14 protein-coding genes and 1 riboswitch are annotated in these 14,804 nt (G+C 41.4%); of the genes, 4 read left to right on the top strand and 10 right to left on the bottom strand.

Going from position 1 to position 14,804, the window contains the following annotated elements; translation table 11 throughout:
* Positions 1 to 311: 311 nt before the first annotated feature.
* The 5 genes from msrB to V6670_RS10775 all read right to left on the bottom strand — a co-directional run bounded on the left by msrB (position 312) and on the right by V6670_RS10775 (position 4,082).
* Entirely contained in the window at positions 312 to 740 is a 429-nt protein-coding gene (msrB, locus tag V6670_RS10795) for a peptide-methionine (R)-S-oxide reductase MsrB (protein WP_338654181.1), read from the bottom strand.
* Complete coding sequence (msrA, locus tag V6670_RS10790) at positions 733 to 1,266, bottom strand: peptide-methionine (S)-S-oxide reductase MsrA (protein WP_338654179.1); 534 nt, start codon at positions 1,264 to 1,266, stop codon at positions 733 to 735. The genes msrB and msrA overlap by 8 nt, the downstream gene beginning before the upstream one ends.
* A 12-nt stretch (positions 1,267 to 1,278) precedes the next feature.
* Positions 1,279 to 1,860, bottom strand: coding sequence for a YpmS family protein (locus V6670_RS10785; protein WP_141904456.1), 582 nt, complete (start codon positions 1,858 to 1,860; stop codon positions 1,279 to 1,281).
* A gap of 4 nt (positions 1,861 to 1,864) precedes the next feature.
* The gene (locus V6670_RS10780) at positions 1,865 to 2,776 is read right to left on the bottom strand and encodes a GDSL-type esterase/lipase family protein (RefSeq protein WP_338654176.1); all 912 of its coding nucleotides are present in this window, start codon (positions 2,774 to 2,776) and stop codon (positions 1,865 to 1,867) included.
* Between the two features lie 463 nt (positions 2,777 to 3,239).
* Complete coding sequence (locus V6670_RS10775) at positions 3,240 to 4,082, bottom strand: DegV family protein (RefSeq protein ID WP_036126157.1); 843 nt, start codon at positions 4,080 to 4,082, stop codon at positions 3,240 to 3,242.
* Between the two features lie 275 nt (positions 4,083 to 4,357).
* On the opposite strand from V6670_RS10775, the gene V6670_RS10770 reads away from it, so the two are divergent.
* Entirely contained in the window at positions 4,358 to 4,993 is a 636-nt protein-coding gene (locus V6670_RS10770) for a hemolysin III family protein (protein WP_141904457.1), read from the top strand.
* Between the two features lie 13 nt (positions 4,994 to 5,006).
* On the opposite strand, the gene V6670_RS10765 is transcribed toward V6670_RS10770, so the two are convergent.
* Together V6670_RS10765 and V6670_RS10760 are read right to left on the bottom strand one after the other, a co-directional pair.
* Positions 5,007 to 5,501: a hypothetical protein gene (locus tag V6670_RS10765; protein WP_058843199.1), complete on the bottom strand. Its 495-nt coding sequence runs from the start codon at positions 5,499 to 5,501 to the stop codon at positions 5,007 to 5,009.
* A 58-nt stretch (positions 5,502 to 5,559) separates the two neighbouring features.
* Positions 5,560 to 6,036 carry a dihydrofolate reductase gene (locus V6670_RS10760; protein ID WP_338654173.1) on the bottom strand — a complete coding sequence of 159 codons (477 nt, stop codon included), beginning with the start codon at positions 6,034 to 6,036 and terminating at the stop codon, positions 5,560 to 5,562.
* Between the two features lie 161 nt (positions 6,037 to 6,197).
* Here V6670_RS10760 and V6670_RS10755 point away from each other — a divergent pair, with 161 nt between their 5' ends.
* The gene (locus tag V6670_RS10755) at positions 6,198 to 7,115 is read left to right on the top strand and encodes an alpha/beta hydrolase (protein WP_338654171.1); all 918 of its coding nucleotides are present in this window, start codon (positions 6,198 to 6,200) and stop codon (positions 7,113 to 7,115) included.
* 62 nt (positions 7,116 to 7,177) lie between these two features.
* On the top strand, positions 7,178 to 8,374 hold the full coding sequence (locus V6670_RS10750; protein WP_141904461.1) for a class I SAM-dependent rRNA methyltransferase: 1,197 nt from the start codon (positions 7,178 to 7,180) through the stop codon (positions 8,372 to 8,374).
* A gap of 97 nt (positions 8,375 to 8,471) precedes the next feature.
* Here the strand turns inward: V6670_RS10750 and V6670_RS10745 are convergent, their stop codons facing one another.
* The 3 genes from V6670_RS10745 to V6670_RS10735 all read right to left on the bottom strand — a co-directional run bounded on the left by V6670_RS10745 (position 8,472) and on the right by V6670_RS10735 (position 12,252).
* A complete protein-coding gene (locus V6670_RS10745; protein ID WP_141904462.1) occupies positions 8,472 to 10,460 on the bottom strand; it encodes a S9 family peptidase in 1,989 nt (662 codons plus the stop codon).
* A 71-nt stretch (positions 10,461 to 10,531) separates the two neighbouring features.
* A complete protein-coding gene (locus V6670_RS10740; RefSeq protein WP_338654166.1) occupies positions 10,532 to 11,209 on the bottom strand; it encodes a precorrin-3B methylase in 678 nt (225 codons plus the stop codon).
* Between the two features lie 50 nt (positions 11,210 to 11,259).
* Positions 11,260 to 12,252: an ABC transporter substrate-binding protein gene (locus tag V6670_RS10735; RefSeq protein WP_338654163.1), complete on the bottom strand. Its 993-nt coding sequence runs from the start codon at positions 12,250 to 12,252 to the stop codon at positions 11,260 to 11,262.
* A 162-nt stretch (positions 12,253 to 12,414) separates the two neighbouring features.
* A riboswitch (cobalamin riboswitch) is annotated at positions 12,415 to 12,602 on the bottom strand.
* Positions 12,603 to 12,784: 182 nt separating this feature from the next.
* Here V6670_RS10735 and V6670_RS10730 point away from each other — a divergent pair.
* Positions 12,785 to 14,731, top strand: a complete 1,947-nt coding sequence (locus tag V6670_RS10730) for a translation factor GTPase family protein (RefSeq protein WP_338654160.1) — start codon at positions 12,785 to 12,787, stop codon at positions 14,729 to 14,731.
* Positions 14,732 to 14,804 lie beyond the last annotated feature (73 nt).

Below are 14,804 nucleotides of genomic sequence, written 5' to 3'. Positions count from 1 at the left end.
CTGGTTCTATCCACCAATCTGAGCGTTCTATCCTCTACTTTGCTGGTTCTATCCACCAATCTGAGCGTTCTATCCTCCACTCTGCTGACTCTCCCCTCATTTTGTAAGGCTATCCTCCACTTTATTGGTTCTATCCATCAATCTATGGGTTCTATCCTCTACTTTGCTGGTTCTATCCACCAATCTGAGCGTTCTATCCATCAATCTATGAGTTCTATCCTCCACTTTGCAAGTTCCTCCTCATCAGTAAATTCATCACCTTAAGATAACAACAAAAAAATCCTAGCAAGAGCTACCTTGCTAGGATTGGATTATTTAAATAACGATTGATACTCGCCATAGCCTTCTTTTGCTAAATCTTCTTTGGGGACGAATCGGAGCGCTGCTGAGTTAATGCAGTAGCGCAAGCCTCCCTGCTCACTTGGACCGTCTGGGAAGACATGTCCTAGATGGGAATCCGCTTCTTTACTGCGCACCTCCACACGACGCATGCCGTGGGATGTATCGAAAAGCTCGGTTACTTGCTCTTTTTCAATCGGCTTGGTAAAGGCTGGCCACCCACAGCCTGAGTTGTATTTATCGAGTGAGCTGAATAATGGTTTCCCTGAGACAATATCTACATAGATGCCTTCTGCAAAATGATCATCGTATTCATTACGGAATGGGGGCTCAGTGCCATTTTCCTGTGTTACGTAATATTGCATATCTGTTAATTCTTTTAAACGTTGTTCTTTACTCATGTTTATTCCCCCAGTGATGCGCTTGGAACGCTCTGCGACCGGATCCAATCGAATAGCGCTCATAGTGCATTGGATTTTTCTTATAATAATGCTGGTGATAATCCTCCGCCGGATAAAAGGTGCTGGCTGGCAGGATTTTTACCATGATTGGTTTATCAAATTTCCCAGACGCTACTAAATCTGCCTTCGAGCGTTCTGCTAACTCACGTTGTTCCTCATTATGATAGAAAATGGCCGTTGTGTAAGACTCTCCACGGTCAAAAAATTGCCCCCCTGCATCAGTTGGATCAATCAATGTCCAAAAAATCGCAAGTAATTGCTCGTAGCTATATAATTCATCATCAAAAACGATTTGTACAGCTTCTACATGACCTGTCGTTTCAGAGCATACCTGTTCATAGGTAGGATTGACAACATGTCCACCTGTATAGCCTGATAGCACTGAGACAATGCCAGGTGTTTCGTCAAAGGGCTTGACCATGCACCAAAAACAGCCCCCTGCAAAGGTTGCGTATTGCTTTGCCATTGTTTTCACTCCTTATTCACCAGGAACAATAATTTCCAATAGAATTTTATCATTTGGTAAGTCTAATTCTTTGGCACGGACACGTGATCCTGAAGCGATGTTGATGCGAGATAAATCGATATAGATTTCCGCTTCATTCGGATCCACCGTAATCCATGAAGGAAATTCCACCGAATCGCGCATAATTTTCATAGTCGTTTCTGGTGGAATTTTCAGTAGTCCAACATTCATTCTAGTCTGCTTTAAAATAATATTGCCTTTGTCATCTACAATCGGTTCAAAATTCATGGAAATCGGAACTTCCGTATAAAATGCCGTTAGGGTACTTCGTAATTGAATATCATTGCCAATTGTAAAATCAAGCGGTAAAGGTGAGCCCTTCGCTGCATCCTTTAAATACTTTTTCGATATCGATTCTAATTCCTTTGTTGTTGTTTGCACAACGAGTACATTCCCTTTGCTTTCACTTTCACCTGCTGAACTCTTCGCAACGTTGACGCCATCCACTGGTCTAGTTGCTAAAAAAACGACGAGGAGGATTGCAAAAAGCACTGTGCCTGCTAAGGCGAAAAACGCGACTTTCCATTTATTCATTTTGTCACTCCTCGAAGCCTATTGCCTTGTTAATCTTTTTTTCCATACCACACTGCTCCATTGCTGCTAATATACGCTCTGTCATTTTTTCATATCCCTTTGCATTCGGGTGGAAAAAATCTGTATGATAGACGAGCTCTTCATTTGAATCAAATAAATCTTCTACTGATACATAGCAAGCATTGGAATCCTTGCTTGCTACTTCTTCAATCACATTATTCCATTCTGTGATAATTGTATCAAATTCATTCGCCTCATTGGTTACGATTGAAAATGGATTATAAAAACCAATGAGTAGTATGGGCACTGTCGGATTTTTTGCACGAATGCCTTCTACAATTTTGCTGTAACGTTCTTTATATGCTCGCAGTTCCTTATCAAAAGCGTCCCGCTTCAAGTTAAATAAATCTTGCTTGACGACCTTCATGACATCATTGCCACCCATTGTTAAGGAAATTAGCTGTGCTTCTTGCAACTCTTCATCATAATGCCCTTTTTTCACTAATTTTAGTAGTTGATCACTGCGTCTACCTCGTTTGCCTCGATTATCAACATCTACATCTGAAATCGAGGGCCATGCGAGCAATGAATCTGCTAATCTTCCAACATAACCGTCTTGACTATACTCATCACCGACACCATCTGTTAACGAATCTCCAAGTGCCAAGTAATGTAGTTGCTTTGCTTGTTCTTCATCAATTTGCGATAAATCCTCTGCTGATGGCTCAAAAAAATGTTCAAATATTTGTGTCAACATATTCTTAGAGGGTTTTTCCTCATCCTCTGTTTGTTGCTCATCCTGCGTCATATCTTGCTCCGTCCCTGCTTGCTCACCGTCGGGTTCTGCTTGCGGATTCGGTTCATCGATTGATATTGCACAACCACTTAGTACTAAGACGGTCAAACACGACAACATAAATCGCCAAATGTCCATTTGACCACCTTCCATCCCTTTCTATTACTTCTATTATAGAATAGTTCATGCCGCAATGAAAAGTGACTAACCCTTAGTTCTCCATAATTTTGTGCTCCCGCCAAGTTTCTTCACTGGGTAATGTGGCTTTGTGATAAGAATAGCTAGTGTTTGTTCATGATTGGTGGTGAAGTGTTTTTATTTCGAGTAAAGTCGCTCACCTTTGATGGCAGTATTCTCATCTGATTCGAAGTCGTTCAGCTTTGAGGCAAATGCGCTCATTCCTCATTCGAAGCCGCTCAGCCTTGAGGCAAATGCGAAGCTACTCTTCTTTAGCGGTAAAGCGCTCTTATTTAGAGTGTAGTCGTTCAGCCTTGCTACAAAACGCCCATCTCTCGAGTGTGTCCAATATGATCTAAGCATGAAAAAAAGCCACTACAATTACTTATGTAGTAGCTCCTCACTATTATTCTGCAAAATAAATAAAACCGATGGCTCCTGGGCCTGTGTGTGTCGAGATGATTGGGGATGTGAATGCAATTTCTACATCGTTAAAACCCGTCTCTTCGATTAAGGCTTTTAATGGATTGCCCATCGTTAATAGGCCATCTGCATGAGAAATGCCCACTGCCTTGACTGTTTTTCCAGCTGTGTCTTCTTGGAATTGTTTAAATAAGTAATTGACTACCTGCTTATGGCTACGTACTTTTGATACAGGGTTGTATACGCCGCCTTCAAGGTTGGCAATGACTTTGATGTTTAGCAGTGAACCGATAAAGCCCTTTCCTTTACCAATTCGACCGCCTTTAATTAGGTTTTCAAGCGTATCTACAATAACATATAGATAGGTATTGTCACGTACTTTGTCCAGACGTGCCACAATCTCCTCTACGGTTGCGCCCTCATCACGCATACGGATAGCTTCACGTAGTTGAATAGCGAGACCAATCGCTATAAAGCGTGAGTCGATGACCGTTACATCCGCGTCTGTCATCTGTGCCGCTTGGCGTGCCGATTCCACTGTTCCGCTCATACCACCTGTCATATGGATGGAGATAATTCGATCCCCATCTTTCCCAAGCTCATCATATAATTCTTTAAATTTCCCTGGTGCTGGCTGTGAACTTTTCGGTAAATTTTTAGCATTTTTCATTAAGCCTAAAAAAGACTGTGGCTCTAAATCCACACCATCTGTATATGTTTGACCATCAATTTGAATCGTTAAAGGCACGATATGTATGCCATGTTGTGCTACTTCTTCTTTTGTTAAATCACAAGTTGAGTCCGTTATTATATGAATTCGTCCCACTTCGACACATCCTTTTACTTCATTAAAATTTATTATATAGACTAATGAATCATTATGTAAACATGACATTTGTCATTAGGTAATGCCCTGTCCTAACTTGCATGTAAACGCTACCTTGGATACTATAGCGTTTTCGCCCACCTATTGTCTATCAATGCCCCTCAAAGAATATGACAGCCTTATGACATTTTTGATATGAAATATATGACAAATGTAAATGTTCAAGAATAAATTATTGGGGTATAGTAAATACATGAACGAAAGGAGTGTTTCAAATGGTGGATTCATTTGACTATAAATCATGGAAAGAAGAGCTATGGAATGCCATTACACACGGTATTGGTTTCGTTATTAGTATTCCGGCACTGGTTGTCTTATTGTTAGCAGCCGTCCAAACAGGAAATGCACTACATATTACAACCTTTAGCATTTTTGGTGCGTCTGTCATCATTTTATTTTTAATGTCTACATTGCTACACAGTATGCCAGGAAAATATAAACACTTTTTCGCTATTTTGGACCACTCGTCCATTTATATTTTAATTGCTGGCACCTATACGCCGTTTTTATTAATTGCCGTTGGTGGCTCACTAGGCTTGACGTTATTATGTATTATTTGGTCACTGGCTGTGCTCGGTGTGCTGTTTAAATGTTTCTTTATTAATCGTTTCGAAGTACTTTCCTTAATTTTTTATATTGGTATGGGCTGGTTAATTATTCTCGCCATTAAGCCCGTTTATCTCTACCTAGGGTTTTATGGCTTTGCTTTGCTGCTAGCAGGTGGGCTGTTCTATACCATTGGAGCAATGTTTTATGCATGGCGCTCCCTACCCTACAACCATGCGATTTGGCACCTTTTTGTACTGGCGGGCTGTGCTTCTATGTATGCTTGTGTCTATTTCTATTTATAAAAAAAGGCTCCCTTCATAAGGAGCGTTTTTTTATGGATTCTCGTAAAAGCGCAATGGCTTCCTTTACCTCTTTGTCATTCTCTTCATCATTCAATTTATGCCTAGCATGCAGTAAAATTGGCCTCAGGGATTCAACAGAACGCCCAAATCCATTCATCCACTCATAGCGAGGCACCATCCAAGTATGGAAGTGGTGTGTCGTATCTTCATTGTAAAAGTAATAAACATATTCTATACCCAATACTTCCCTTTGAGCCTTTCTGATTGTTGTTAAGAGGTTAATATAGTCCATTTTTTCATGTTCTTTTAATTCATCAAAGCCATGAATATGACGCTTTGAAGCTAAAATGACTAATCCCTTTATGGGGTACGCTACATCCTGGTGAGCGTGAAAATAATCCGTTTCAACGACAACACCTCCATTGGGTTCAATTTGTCCACTTGTGATTGCACAGCTCAAACAATCAACATGAGCCATTTCTCCACTCAATAATGTTATTTTTCCCATCGAATCTCCCCTAAATGCAGAATAAGCACGGTCTACTAAAACCGCGCTTGTCTCACCACTATTTACGTTCAAAAATTTGATATTGGAATGTATAGCCTTCTGGTGCTGTTTCAGGCTTTTCTGATGATATTTCAATAAAATCCTGCTCATAGCTTGGGAAATAGGTATCTCCTTGGAAGGCATGATTAATTTTTGTAATATATAAACGATCTGCCTTCTCCATTACTAAACGGAAAATTTGCTCACCACCAATAATCATGATTTCACGTACATCTCCAGCTTGTGCTAATGCTTCCTCTAAGCTTGTCACGATTTCAATACCATCCGCCTGATAGTTCTCATCGCGTGTAATGACAATGTTGCGACGCCCTGGAAGTGGACGACCAATGGATTCGAATGTTTTACGTCCCATTATCATCGGCTTACCCATTGTTTTCTGTTTAAAATACTGCAAATCTCCTGGTAAATGCCAAGGCATCCCGTTGTTATAACCAATGACATGGTTGTCATCATGTGCCACAATTAAAGAAATCATACTGTCCCTCCAAATACTTTCATCTCTTTTATTATAAACATAATGAGCGTATTTCACCTCATTTATGAATGAATTTTCTTTTTATAAAATTAAATCCTATTAAAATTATACGAATAGTTTATAATAGAGATATCCAATGTCACAATAAAGGAATGATGAAGATGACTACTTTAAGAAAAGAAGCTGTTCATTATATTGAAGCCCAGCATACGGGCACACCTTATTACCAAGTTACTCCACAGGAAGCAAGAGCAATGCGCACAGCTGCGCTTTGGCAATCACCACACAGACCAAAGCTAGCATCCATCAAAGATTACAATATTACGGTGCGAGATGGAGCTGACATTACACTTCGTCTCTATACGCCTGTCCTTGACAAAACATTACCTGTCATTGTTTATTACCATGGTGGTGGCTGGGTTTACGGCAATTTAGAGTCTGTCGATGCAGGCTGTCAGCTATTAGCAGACCAAGCACAGGCGATTGTCGTATCAGTAGACTATCGTCTAGCACCAGAATACCCCTTCCCAACTCCCTTATATGATGCCTACGATAGCTTAGTATGGGTGGCTGATCATATCAAAGCCTTTGGTGGAGATGTCAAACGCTTAACGGTTGCTGGGGACAGTGCAGGTGGTAATTTAGCTACCGTTGTTGCTTACTTAACTACTACATTGGGTGGTCCAGCGTTACAAGCTCAAGCACTAATCTATCCCGTGACAAATGTCAACTTTACAACGGAATCCTATCAGCTTTTTGGTGAAAACTACGGCTTAGATGCACAGGGCATGCAGTGGTTCTCTCAGCATTATACAGATGAAGCAAACTTTACAAACCCGCTCGTGTCCCCTCTTCAGCTAGAGAATGTTCGTAACATGCCTAAAACAATCATCATAGCTGCTGAGGCCGATGTTCTCTATGATGAAGGACTAAGCTATGCAGAAAAACTAAAAGCTGGTGGCGTTGTAGTAGAACATGTCACAATGCCAGGTTTAATTCATAGTTATTTCAGTAAAATGAATTATTTTGAAGATGCCACAAACGAAACGGTAGCAAAAATTGTGGAATTCTTGAAATAAGTTTGGCTATCCAGCTCAAACAGTGCGATAATAGAGCAAAACGTTTTTTAAAGGATGACATGATGACACAAACAATGACATTACAAATACAACTGCCCTATTCCGAGCAATTAAAAAAAGGCTATCCACTTATTTCAAAGGATGCGGTCGATGCAAGACGCCTACCTGCTGAGCAAGGTACGTTTCTCAAGCTCATGGATCACCATAATCGTTTTATTGGTACAGGATACTACGGTATTCAAAATAAAGGGATTGGCTGGGTGCTAACAACTGATGTGAACGAAACAATCGATAAGACTTTTTTCATGAAAAAATTCAAAAAAGCCATCGACAATCGTGCAGCATTTTTCAACAATGAAAACACAACAGCCTTTCGTGTATTTAATGGTGAAGGAGATGGCATCGGCGGTCTCACGATTGACTTTTTTAATGGCTACTACATGGTGAGCTGGTATAGTGAGGGCATTTACTCCTTGAAAGATGTCGTATATGAGGCGCTTGCTGAGACGGTGAACTACCAAGCTATTTATGAGAAAAAACGCTTTGATAGCAAAGGGCAGTATATTGAACAGGATGATTTTGTGATGGGCACGCCTGGTGAATTTCCAATCATGGTGAAGGAAAATGGTATGACATACGCAGTTCATTTAAACGACGGAGCGATGACGGGGATTTTCCTAGATCAACGCGAGGTACGTTTGGCTATTCGTGAGCGTTATGCAAACCATGCAAACATGCTCAATACATTCTCCTATACAGGAGCATTTTCAGTGGCAGCTGCTCTAGGAGGCGCCATGAAAACAACAAGTGTGGATGTAGCTAAACGCAGTCTTGCCAAAACCATTGAGCAATTCAGTGTGAATCAAATTGATTATGAAGCACAGGATATTAAAGTAATGGACGTTTTCCATTATTTTAAATATGCGCAGCGTCACGCCTTACAATTTGACCTTGTTGTATTAGACCCACCTAGCTTTGCCCGTACGAAGCAAATGACATTTTCAACAGCAAAAGACTACCCTAAATTACTGAAGGATGCCATTGCTATTACCGCTAAAAATGGCATCATTGTCGCTTCCACAAATAATGCTAGCTTTGGTATGAAAAAGTTTAAAGGCTTTATTGACCAAGCATTTAAAGAAACCCGTACACGCTATAAAATTGTAGAGGAATACGGTTTACCAAAGGATTTCCGTGTTTCACGTGAATACCCTGAATTTAATTATTTGAAGGTCGTCTTTATTCAAAAAATGGATTAACAGGAATTCAAGACAGAATCATTTCTTTATGATTCTGTCTTTTTATATAAAAAAGTGACCTAAGAAATTCATTTCTTAAGTCACCCCTGAATACTACTTATAGATAGTTCACAAACCAATCGCGAATATATTCAAGTCGATTGATTCTTAAAGTTGGTTTTCCGCTCCTTGACAGTTCATGATTGGACTCAGGGAAGCGCACGAATTTTGTTTCTTTTTTACGATGCTTTAAGGCGATAAATAATTGCTCCGCCTGCTCAATTGGACAGCGATAGTCTTTTTCAGCGTGTAAAATGAGCAATGGTGTTTCGATATTATTGACATATTTTAGCGGTGAATGATGCCAAAGCTTTTCGATATCGTCAAGTCCCGCAAGAATTTGCCAATCTGTAAAGTAATACCCAATATCACTGACACCGTAAAAGCTAATCCAGTTCGAAATAGAGCGCTGCGTCACAGCTGCTTTAAAGCGATTCGTCTGGCCAACAATCCAGTTGGTCATAAAGCCGCCATAGCTCCCACCTGTCACCCCGAGACGGTCTGCATCAATAAAATCATAGTGCTCCAGCACATAGTCCACAGCCGCCATTAGATCCTCATAATCATTGCCACCATAATCACCACGCACTGCATCAACAAACGTTTGACCATAGCCATGACTGCCACGTGGGTTCGTATATAGCACCGCAAATCCTTGTGCAGCCAGAATTTGGAACTCATTAAAATAAGTATTGGCATACATCGCATGTGGCCCGCCATGAATTTCAAGCACTAGAGGATATTTTTTCCCTTCCTCATAACCGACTGGCTTCATGATCCAACCGTTTACCTTCCAGCCTTCTGCTCCCTCAAATTCAATGGCTTCTGGAACAGCTAATGCTCTCGTCTTTAAAAATTCTTCATTGATGGACGTCAGCTGTTCTTTTTCACCCGTTTTTAGGTTGATGAAAAATAAATCGCCAGGATTCGTCGTTGTACTAATGGCTACGACTGCTTGATCATGTTGTGCATCAAGTGAAAAACCATAGACATATTGATCATCGTGAATAGCTGGATAGATTTCACCATCTATATTTCCGAAATAAATCGCAGCATTACCGTGATCTGTTACTTGGAAGTAGAAGCTATGATTATCATTCAACCATTGAACACGTGGTGACACCACACCTTGAAGAAAATCGCCGATTGCAAAATCACCAATAGGGGCGTCAAATTCACTTGTTACACATGTCAGCAGATTTTGTTGCAAATCATAGAGCCATAGCTTTGCTTGTGTAGCATTTTCAAATTCTCTTTCACTACCTACGAAAGAGATGAAGCGGCTGTTTGGAGACCATGACGTTTGGTAATACATACCTGTTCCCTCTGTTAACGGACGCGCTTGCTTTGTTTCTACATCTAATAAATAGATATCGCTCTTAAATGAAAAATCTGTATCCTCTGCTACATCAGCTAAGTACGTCATATATTGACCATCGGGTGACCATGTACCAAGATGGACATGATTGTTTCCTTCCGTCACTTGCTCTAACTCGCCCGATTCCAAATGGACGATCGCAATTTGACTAAACTGCTCCATATCCAAAAAGCCTGCCGCATCCGATTTATGTTTCATCTTGTCTATTTCTAAAGGCTTTAGTTCTTTTTCTTCTTTCTTCTCATCCGTTACCTTATCCAAAATCGTTTCATCTTTACCTAGCTTGATAGAAAAGGCCAATTTCTTGCCGCATGGTGACCACACAGGTGATGTCACACCATTTTTACAATATGTCACCTGCTTTGCCTCTCCGCCTGCTTTTGAAAGAACATAAATTTGCGACTTGCCTGTTCTTGTGGATAAAAACGCAACTTGACTACCATCAGGTGACCATATAGGAGAACTTATTCTATCCTCCCCAAATGTCCATTGCTGTGGTGTTTTGTTCTTCATGTTTATGTAAAACAAATTCGAGACATAATCTTTTTTCTTCTCATCAATACGTGTCTCAACATAAACTACCTCAGTCCCGTCAGGTGAGAGCTGTGGATCGGCTACTGATTTCAAGTGGTAAAGATCTTCTGGTTGAATCCCTTGTTTCGATGTCATGTTCTTGCTCCTTTGTATTGTCATTTTCTGTACTCTACTACAATACTTCGACACCCTAAGTAATATTCCTGCTAGTTAATTGATTTTTTTACTAATTCCCAATATTCGGTTGATTTTGTTCTACGATAAAATTTAAAAAAGGGTTCATTCGGACGAGCATGTTCCTTATAAAGGTTCATCATTTGTAGCAAAAAATCTTCAATGTGCTCGACACCTACCTTTTTCGCAAATAACGTGCCCGCCTGCGCCTTTGCCCCCATCGGTACAGCGCCTAAATAAACATCAAAGCTCTCCTGCTGATAAACAAGTCCAATATCATCATAGACTGCATTGTAGCAGGCTGACGCACAGCCATTGATGTTAACACGTACTCTTGCAGGTACCTCGATCCCCTCTAAAGCATGATAAAGCTGTTCGGTTATCGGAGCAGCCTCCATCTTTTCACCATCACAAAAATCACAGGCCTTCATGGCGATGATGGGTCCTGATGGTGCAACATAAAGACCCACTTCTCGTAAGGCTTGCATAGCCTCTGTCACGGCACTCGTTGGAACGGACACTAAAATACTATAGGAGGCCGAATACTTAATCGCCCCCTTTTCGCCAGCAATCTCTGCTATTTTTTGAAATTGTGCAGGCGTATAATGCTTATTAATAATACCCGGGCTGACAGCTAAGCGTGTAAATTCGCCATGACGATTAAGTGTTTCAAATGTTTGATCTGGTACGTTTTTCTGAAATGCATTCATTGATATCGCTCCTTATGAAAAAGGAGCTAGCACAATGCTAGCTCGGAATTTTAAAAGTTATCAGGATAGAAGCCCTTCGCTAAAATTTCAATAGCCTCTGCCGCACGAACGCCTTCAGACGCAGCTGACAGTGGTAGGATGACAAAGCGATCACTTTTAACAGCTTCCATCTCCTTTAATGCTGGATCATTTTTTAAAAATTGAATCTTTTGTTCGGCCGTTGTTTCACCATAATCGATCACGACAACTACCTCGGGATTACGGTCTACCGCATCTTCCTTCGACACGGTTGTCCAGCCTGATTCCACATCACCAAAAATATTTTGACCACCAGCGATTGACACTAGTTCATTCATAAAGTTTTGACCAGCTGTAAAGACATCCTTTTCACCGCTATCAAACACGAGAACACGTAATTTCTCACTATCTTTTGGTAATTTAGCTTGAATTGCCTCCACATCTTGCGTCATTTGCTCAATTAAGGCTTCTCCACGATCCTCAATACGGAAAATTTTTGCGATATTACGAATATCAGTGAAAATATCCTCTAGTGTTGGCTTTGTCATATTGGAAGCCGTATGTAAATACGTATGAATGCCTAATTCCTCAAGCTCTTCCGGTGTTCCAACACCCTTTTCACCAAAGCCACTCTTCCAGCCTGCATATAAGAAATCTGCCTCGGCATCAATTACTTGCTCCTTCGTTGGGTATTGATCAGAAAGCACAGGCACTTTATCGTATGCTTCTTGTAGGGGCTCGTAGATTTTATCATCTAAGTAAGCTGTCCCTACCATGGAATCCTCTAAGCCTAGCGCTAGCATAATCTCTGTCACATGCTGATTTAAACTAATCGCTTTTGTAGGTGCTTCCTTATATGTTTGAGTTGTTTCATTATTGTCAATGGTTACTTCCGTTGCTGCCTCAGATGGCTCAACCTTCTCACCTTGCGCTGCTGATTCAGGTTTGTCCTTTGCATTACAAGCCCCTAAAACAGCGACCAAGGCAATGACCATCACCAGCCATAAACTTTTCCATTTCTTCATGTCCTTTTCTCCTTTGTTGTTCATCTATAGAAAGAAATCAAAGACTTCTTTGCTACCAGGATTCGTGGGAAGGGCATAAAAAAACCCTCTTGTCGCCAAGAGAGTAGCATAGTGAAAAAACGGTACATTACCTTTATCACTATCCCCATCCTCGTGGTTCTTAGTCAAAAAACACATACTGGCAGGTATCCTGGCTTAGGTTCATCATCTATACGCCTTCCCATAGTTAAACTACAGTGGCATGCTGTACAGACTCCCCATTTACAGTTGCGGGACAGCATCGGAATTGCACCGATTTCCCTTTTAAGCAAATGACAAATGCCATTTGCACCAATACGTTCTATAATGGTTAATACTATTGATAGACTAGCAGAAGAAAATTTGTAGCTCAATCAGTAGTATATTGCTAAATATATAATCATCATTATATTAGCACTATTTCGACAAAAATACGAACTATTTTACAAGAAATATATAGGCTAGTATTCTGTTACAATGAAGAGATAGCTATAGATAGAAACGAGGATATGTTATGTACAAAACAATTGGTGTACTTGCGCATGTGGATGCAGGTAAAACAACCTTCTCTGAGCAAGTACTTTTTCATACACAAAGCATTCAAGCTCGTGGTCGAGTTGATCATCAGGATACCTTTCTCGATCATCATGAGCTAGAGCGCAAGCGTGGTATTACCATTTTTGCCGAGCAAGGTCGCATGAACATAGGCGACGATACATACACGTTGATTGATACACCAGGGCATGTCGACTTCTCCCCTGAGATGGAGCGTGCCATTCGTGTGATGGATTATGCCATTGTTATCATTAGTGCGGTCGAGGGCGTACAGGGTCATACGGAAACCGTGTGGCAGCTTTTACGCAAATACCATGTCCCAACATTCTTCTTTATCAATAAAATTGATCGCGAAGGAGCCAATGTGGAGGCCGTTATGACACAGCTCCGCAAGGATTGTTCCCAGCAGGTGCTGTTCGTCGATGAACCGCTTCGTACTGATTATGTTTCAAGCAGCATCATGGAATGGTTGGCTGAGCGTAATGAAGAGCTGCTCGATGCCTTTTTGAATGAGTCATTAGAGCATGAGCAGTGTCTTACTCAGCTACAGACCATGATTCAAAAGGAATGTGCCTTCCCCTGCTTTACAGGCTCTGCCTTAAAGGATGAGGGCATCAAGGAATTGCTTGCCCAGCTCCCTCTATTAACAGACACCCATTTTGAAGTGAATGCACCGTTTGAGGGGGAGGTTTTTAAAATTCGTCATGACGGCCACCAGCGTTTAACATTTATGAAGGCTGTCAAGGGAGTTTTACATGTTCGGGATGAATTTTCGTTTGAAGAAGTGACAGAAAAAGTGACTGAAATTCGCCTCTATAATGGCAGTCGCTTTGATACCGTCCAACAGGTTGAAGCGGGAGAGATTTTTGCTGTTAAAGGACTTAGTCAGGCCAATATTGGAGATCGCATCGGCACTACTATGCTGTCACAGCCCTATGAGCTTGTCCCAACGCTACAGGCAAAGGTTCAATATGAGGGCCATCAGCATATCAAGGAAGTGTTACAAATTTTCCGTTTACTAGAAGCAGAAGAGCCTTCCTTACGTGTGGTTTGGCAGGAAAAGTTCCAGGAAATCCATGTGCACATTATGGGCGTTATTCAGTTGGAGGTACTGATAGAGGTGTTAATGAAGCGTTTTTCATTAACGGTCTCCTTTGGCGAGCCCCAAATTTTATATATGGAAACCATTGCGACGACGGTGACAGGCTATGGTCATTTTGAGCCCCTCAAGCATTATGCAGAAGTTCATTTACTAATGGAGCCCAATCCACGAGGAGTAGGTAATACATTTAGCAATGCCTGCCATGCGGATCATTTATCAGTAGGCAACCAACGCCTTGTTGAAAAGCACCTGTTTGAGCGTGATCATCATGGCTTACTCACAGGCTTCCCTCTGACAGATGTTCATTTTACACTGCTAACAGGTCGCGGACATAATGAACATACATCGGGCGGCGATTTCCGAGAAGCTAGTTTCCGTGCGCTACGTCAAGGACTTGAGCAAGCACAGAACATCCTGCTTGAACCCTATTATCGCTTTAAAATGAAGGCTTCGAACGACTTTATCGGCCGCATGATGAGCGACATACAGCAAGCTGCTGGCACATTCGATGACCCCATCTTATCCGAAACAGATGTTGTGCTAACGGGACGAGCACCCGTTGCCACCCTAATGAGCTATAGCACAACCTTTGCGGCCTATACCAATGGTAAAGGCGCACTCACACTCCAATTTGATGGCTATGATGTATGTCATAATGCCGAGGAAATTATTTCGCACATGGGCTACGATAAAAATGCCGACCCAGAATACAGCTCCTCCAGCATCTTTTGTGCAAAGGGCAAAGGATATTCTGTTCCTTGGCACGAAGCACAAGCAGCCATGCACTTGTCTGTAAGTAGGTGATCCTGCCCGCGCGAAGCCGTTTGCTTGCGCGGGTGTTTACTTGCTTCGAGCGAGAGTATTTCATCTGTTTCCG

The sequence above is a fragment of the Lysinibacillus sp. Y5S-8 genome, assembly GCF_036894365.1.
In the GTDB taxonomy this organism is placed as follows: Bacteria; Bacillota; Bacilli; order Bacillales_A; family Planococcaceae; genus Lysinibacillus; species Lysinibacillus fusiformis_D.
This window is presented reverse-complemented; position numbering and strand designations above follow the sequence as displayed.

Excerpts from the sequence above, each read along its gene's own strand:
- V6670_RS10755 (WP_338654171.1), top strand. The coding sequence starts at position 6,198 with ATGACTACTTTAAGAAAAGAAGCTGTTCATTATATTGAAGCCCAGCAT.
- V6670_RS10780 (WP_338654176.1), bottom strand. The coding sequence starts at position 2,776 with ATGTTGTCGTGTTTGACCGTCTTAGTACTAAGTGGTTGTGCAATATCA.
- V6670_RS10745 (WP_141904462.1), bottom strand. The coding sequence starts at position 10,460 with ATGACATCGAAACAAGGGATTCAACCAGAAGATCTTTACCACTTGAAA.
- V6670_RS10785 (WP_141904456.1), bottom strand. The coding sequence starts at position 1,860 with ATGAATAAATGGAAAGTCGCGTTTTTCGCCTTAGCAGGCACAGTGCTT.
- V6670_RS10770 (WP_141904457.1), top strand. The coding sequence starts at position 4,358 with ATGGTGGATTCATTTGACTATAAATCATGGAAAGAAGAGCTATGGAAT.
- V6670_RS10730 (WP_338654160.1), top strand. The coding sequence starts at position 12,785 with ATGTACAAAACAATTGGTGTACTTGCGCATGTGGATGCAGGTAAAACA.
- V6670_RS10735 (WP_338654163.1), bottom strand. The coding sequence starts at position 12,252 with ATGAAGAAATGGAAAAGTTTATGGCTGGTGATGGTCATTGCCTTGGTC.
- msrA (WP_338654179.1), bottom strand. The coding sequence starts at position 1,266 with ATGGCAAAGCAATACGCAACCTTTGCAGGGGGCTGTTTTTGGTGCATG.
- V6670_RS10740 (WP_338654166.1), bottom strand. The coding sequence starts at position 11,209 with ATGAATGCATTTCAGAAAAACGTACCAGATCAAACATTTGAAACACTT.
- msrB (WP_338654181.1), bottom strand. The coding sequence starts at position 740 with ATGAGTAAAGAACAACGTTTAAAAGAATTAACAGATATGCAATATTAC.
- V6670_RS10760 (WP_338654173.1), bottom strand. The coding sequence starts at position 6,036 with ATGATTTCTTTAATTGTGGCACATGATGACAACCATGTCATTGGTTAT.
- V6670_RS10750 (WP_141904461.1), top strand. The coding sequence starts at position 7,178 with ATGACACAAACAATGACATTACAAATACAACTGCCCTATTCCGAGCAA.
- V6670_RS10765 (WP_058843199.1), bottom strand. The coding sequence starts at position 5,501 with ATGGGAAAAATAACATTATTGAGTGGAGAAATGGCTCATGTTGATTGT.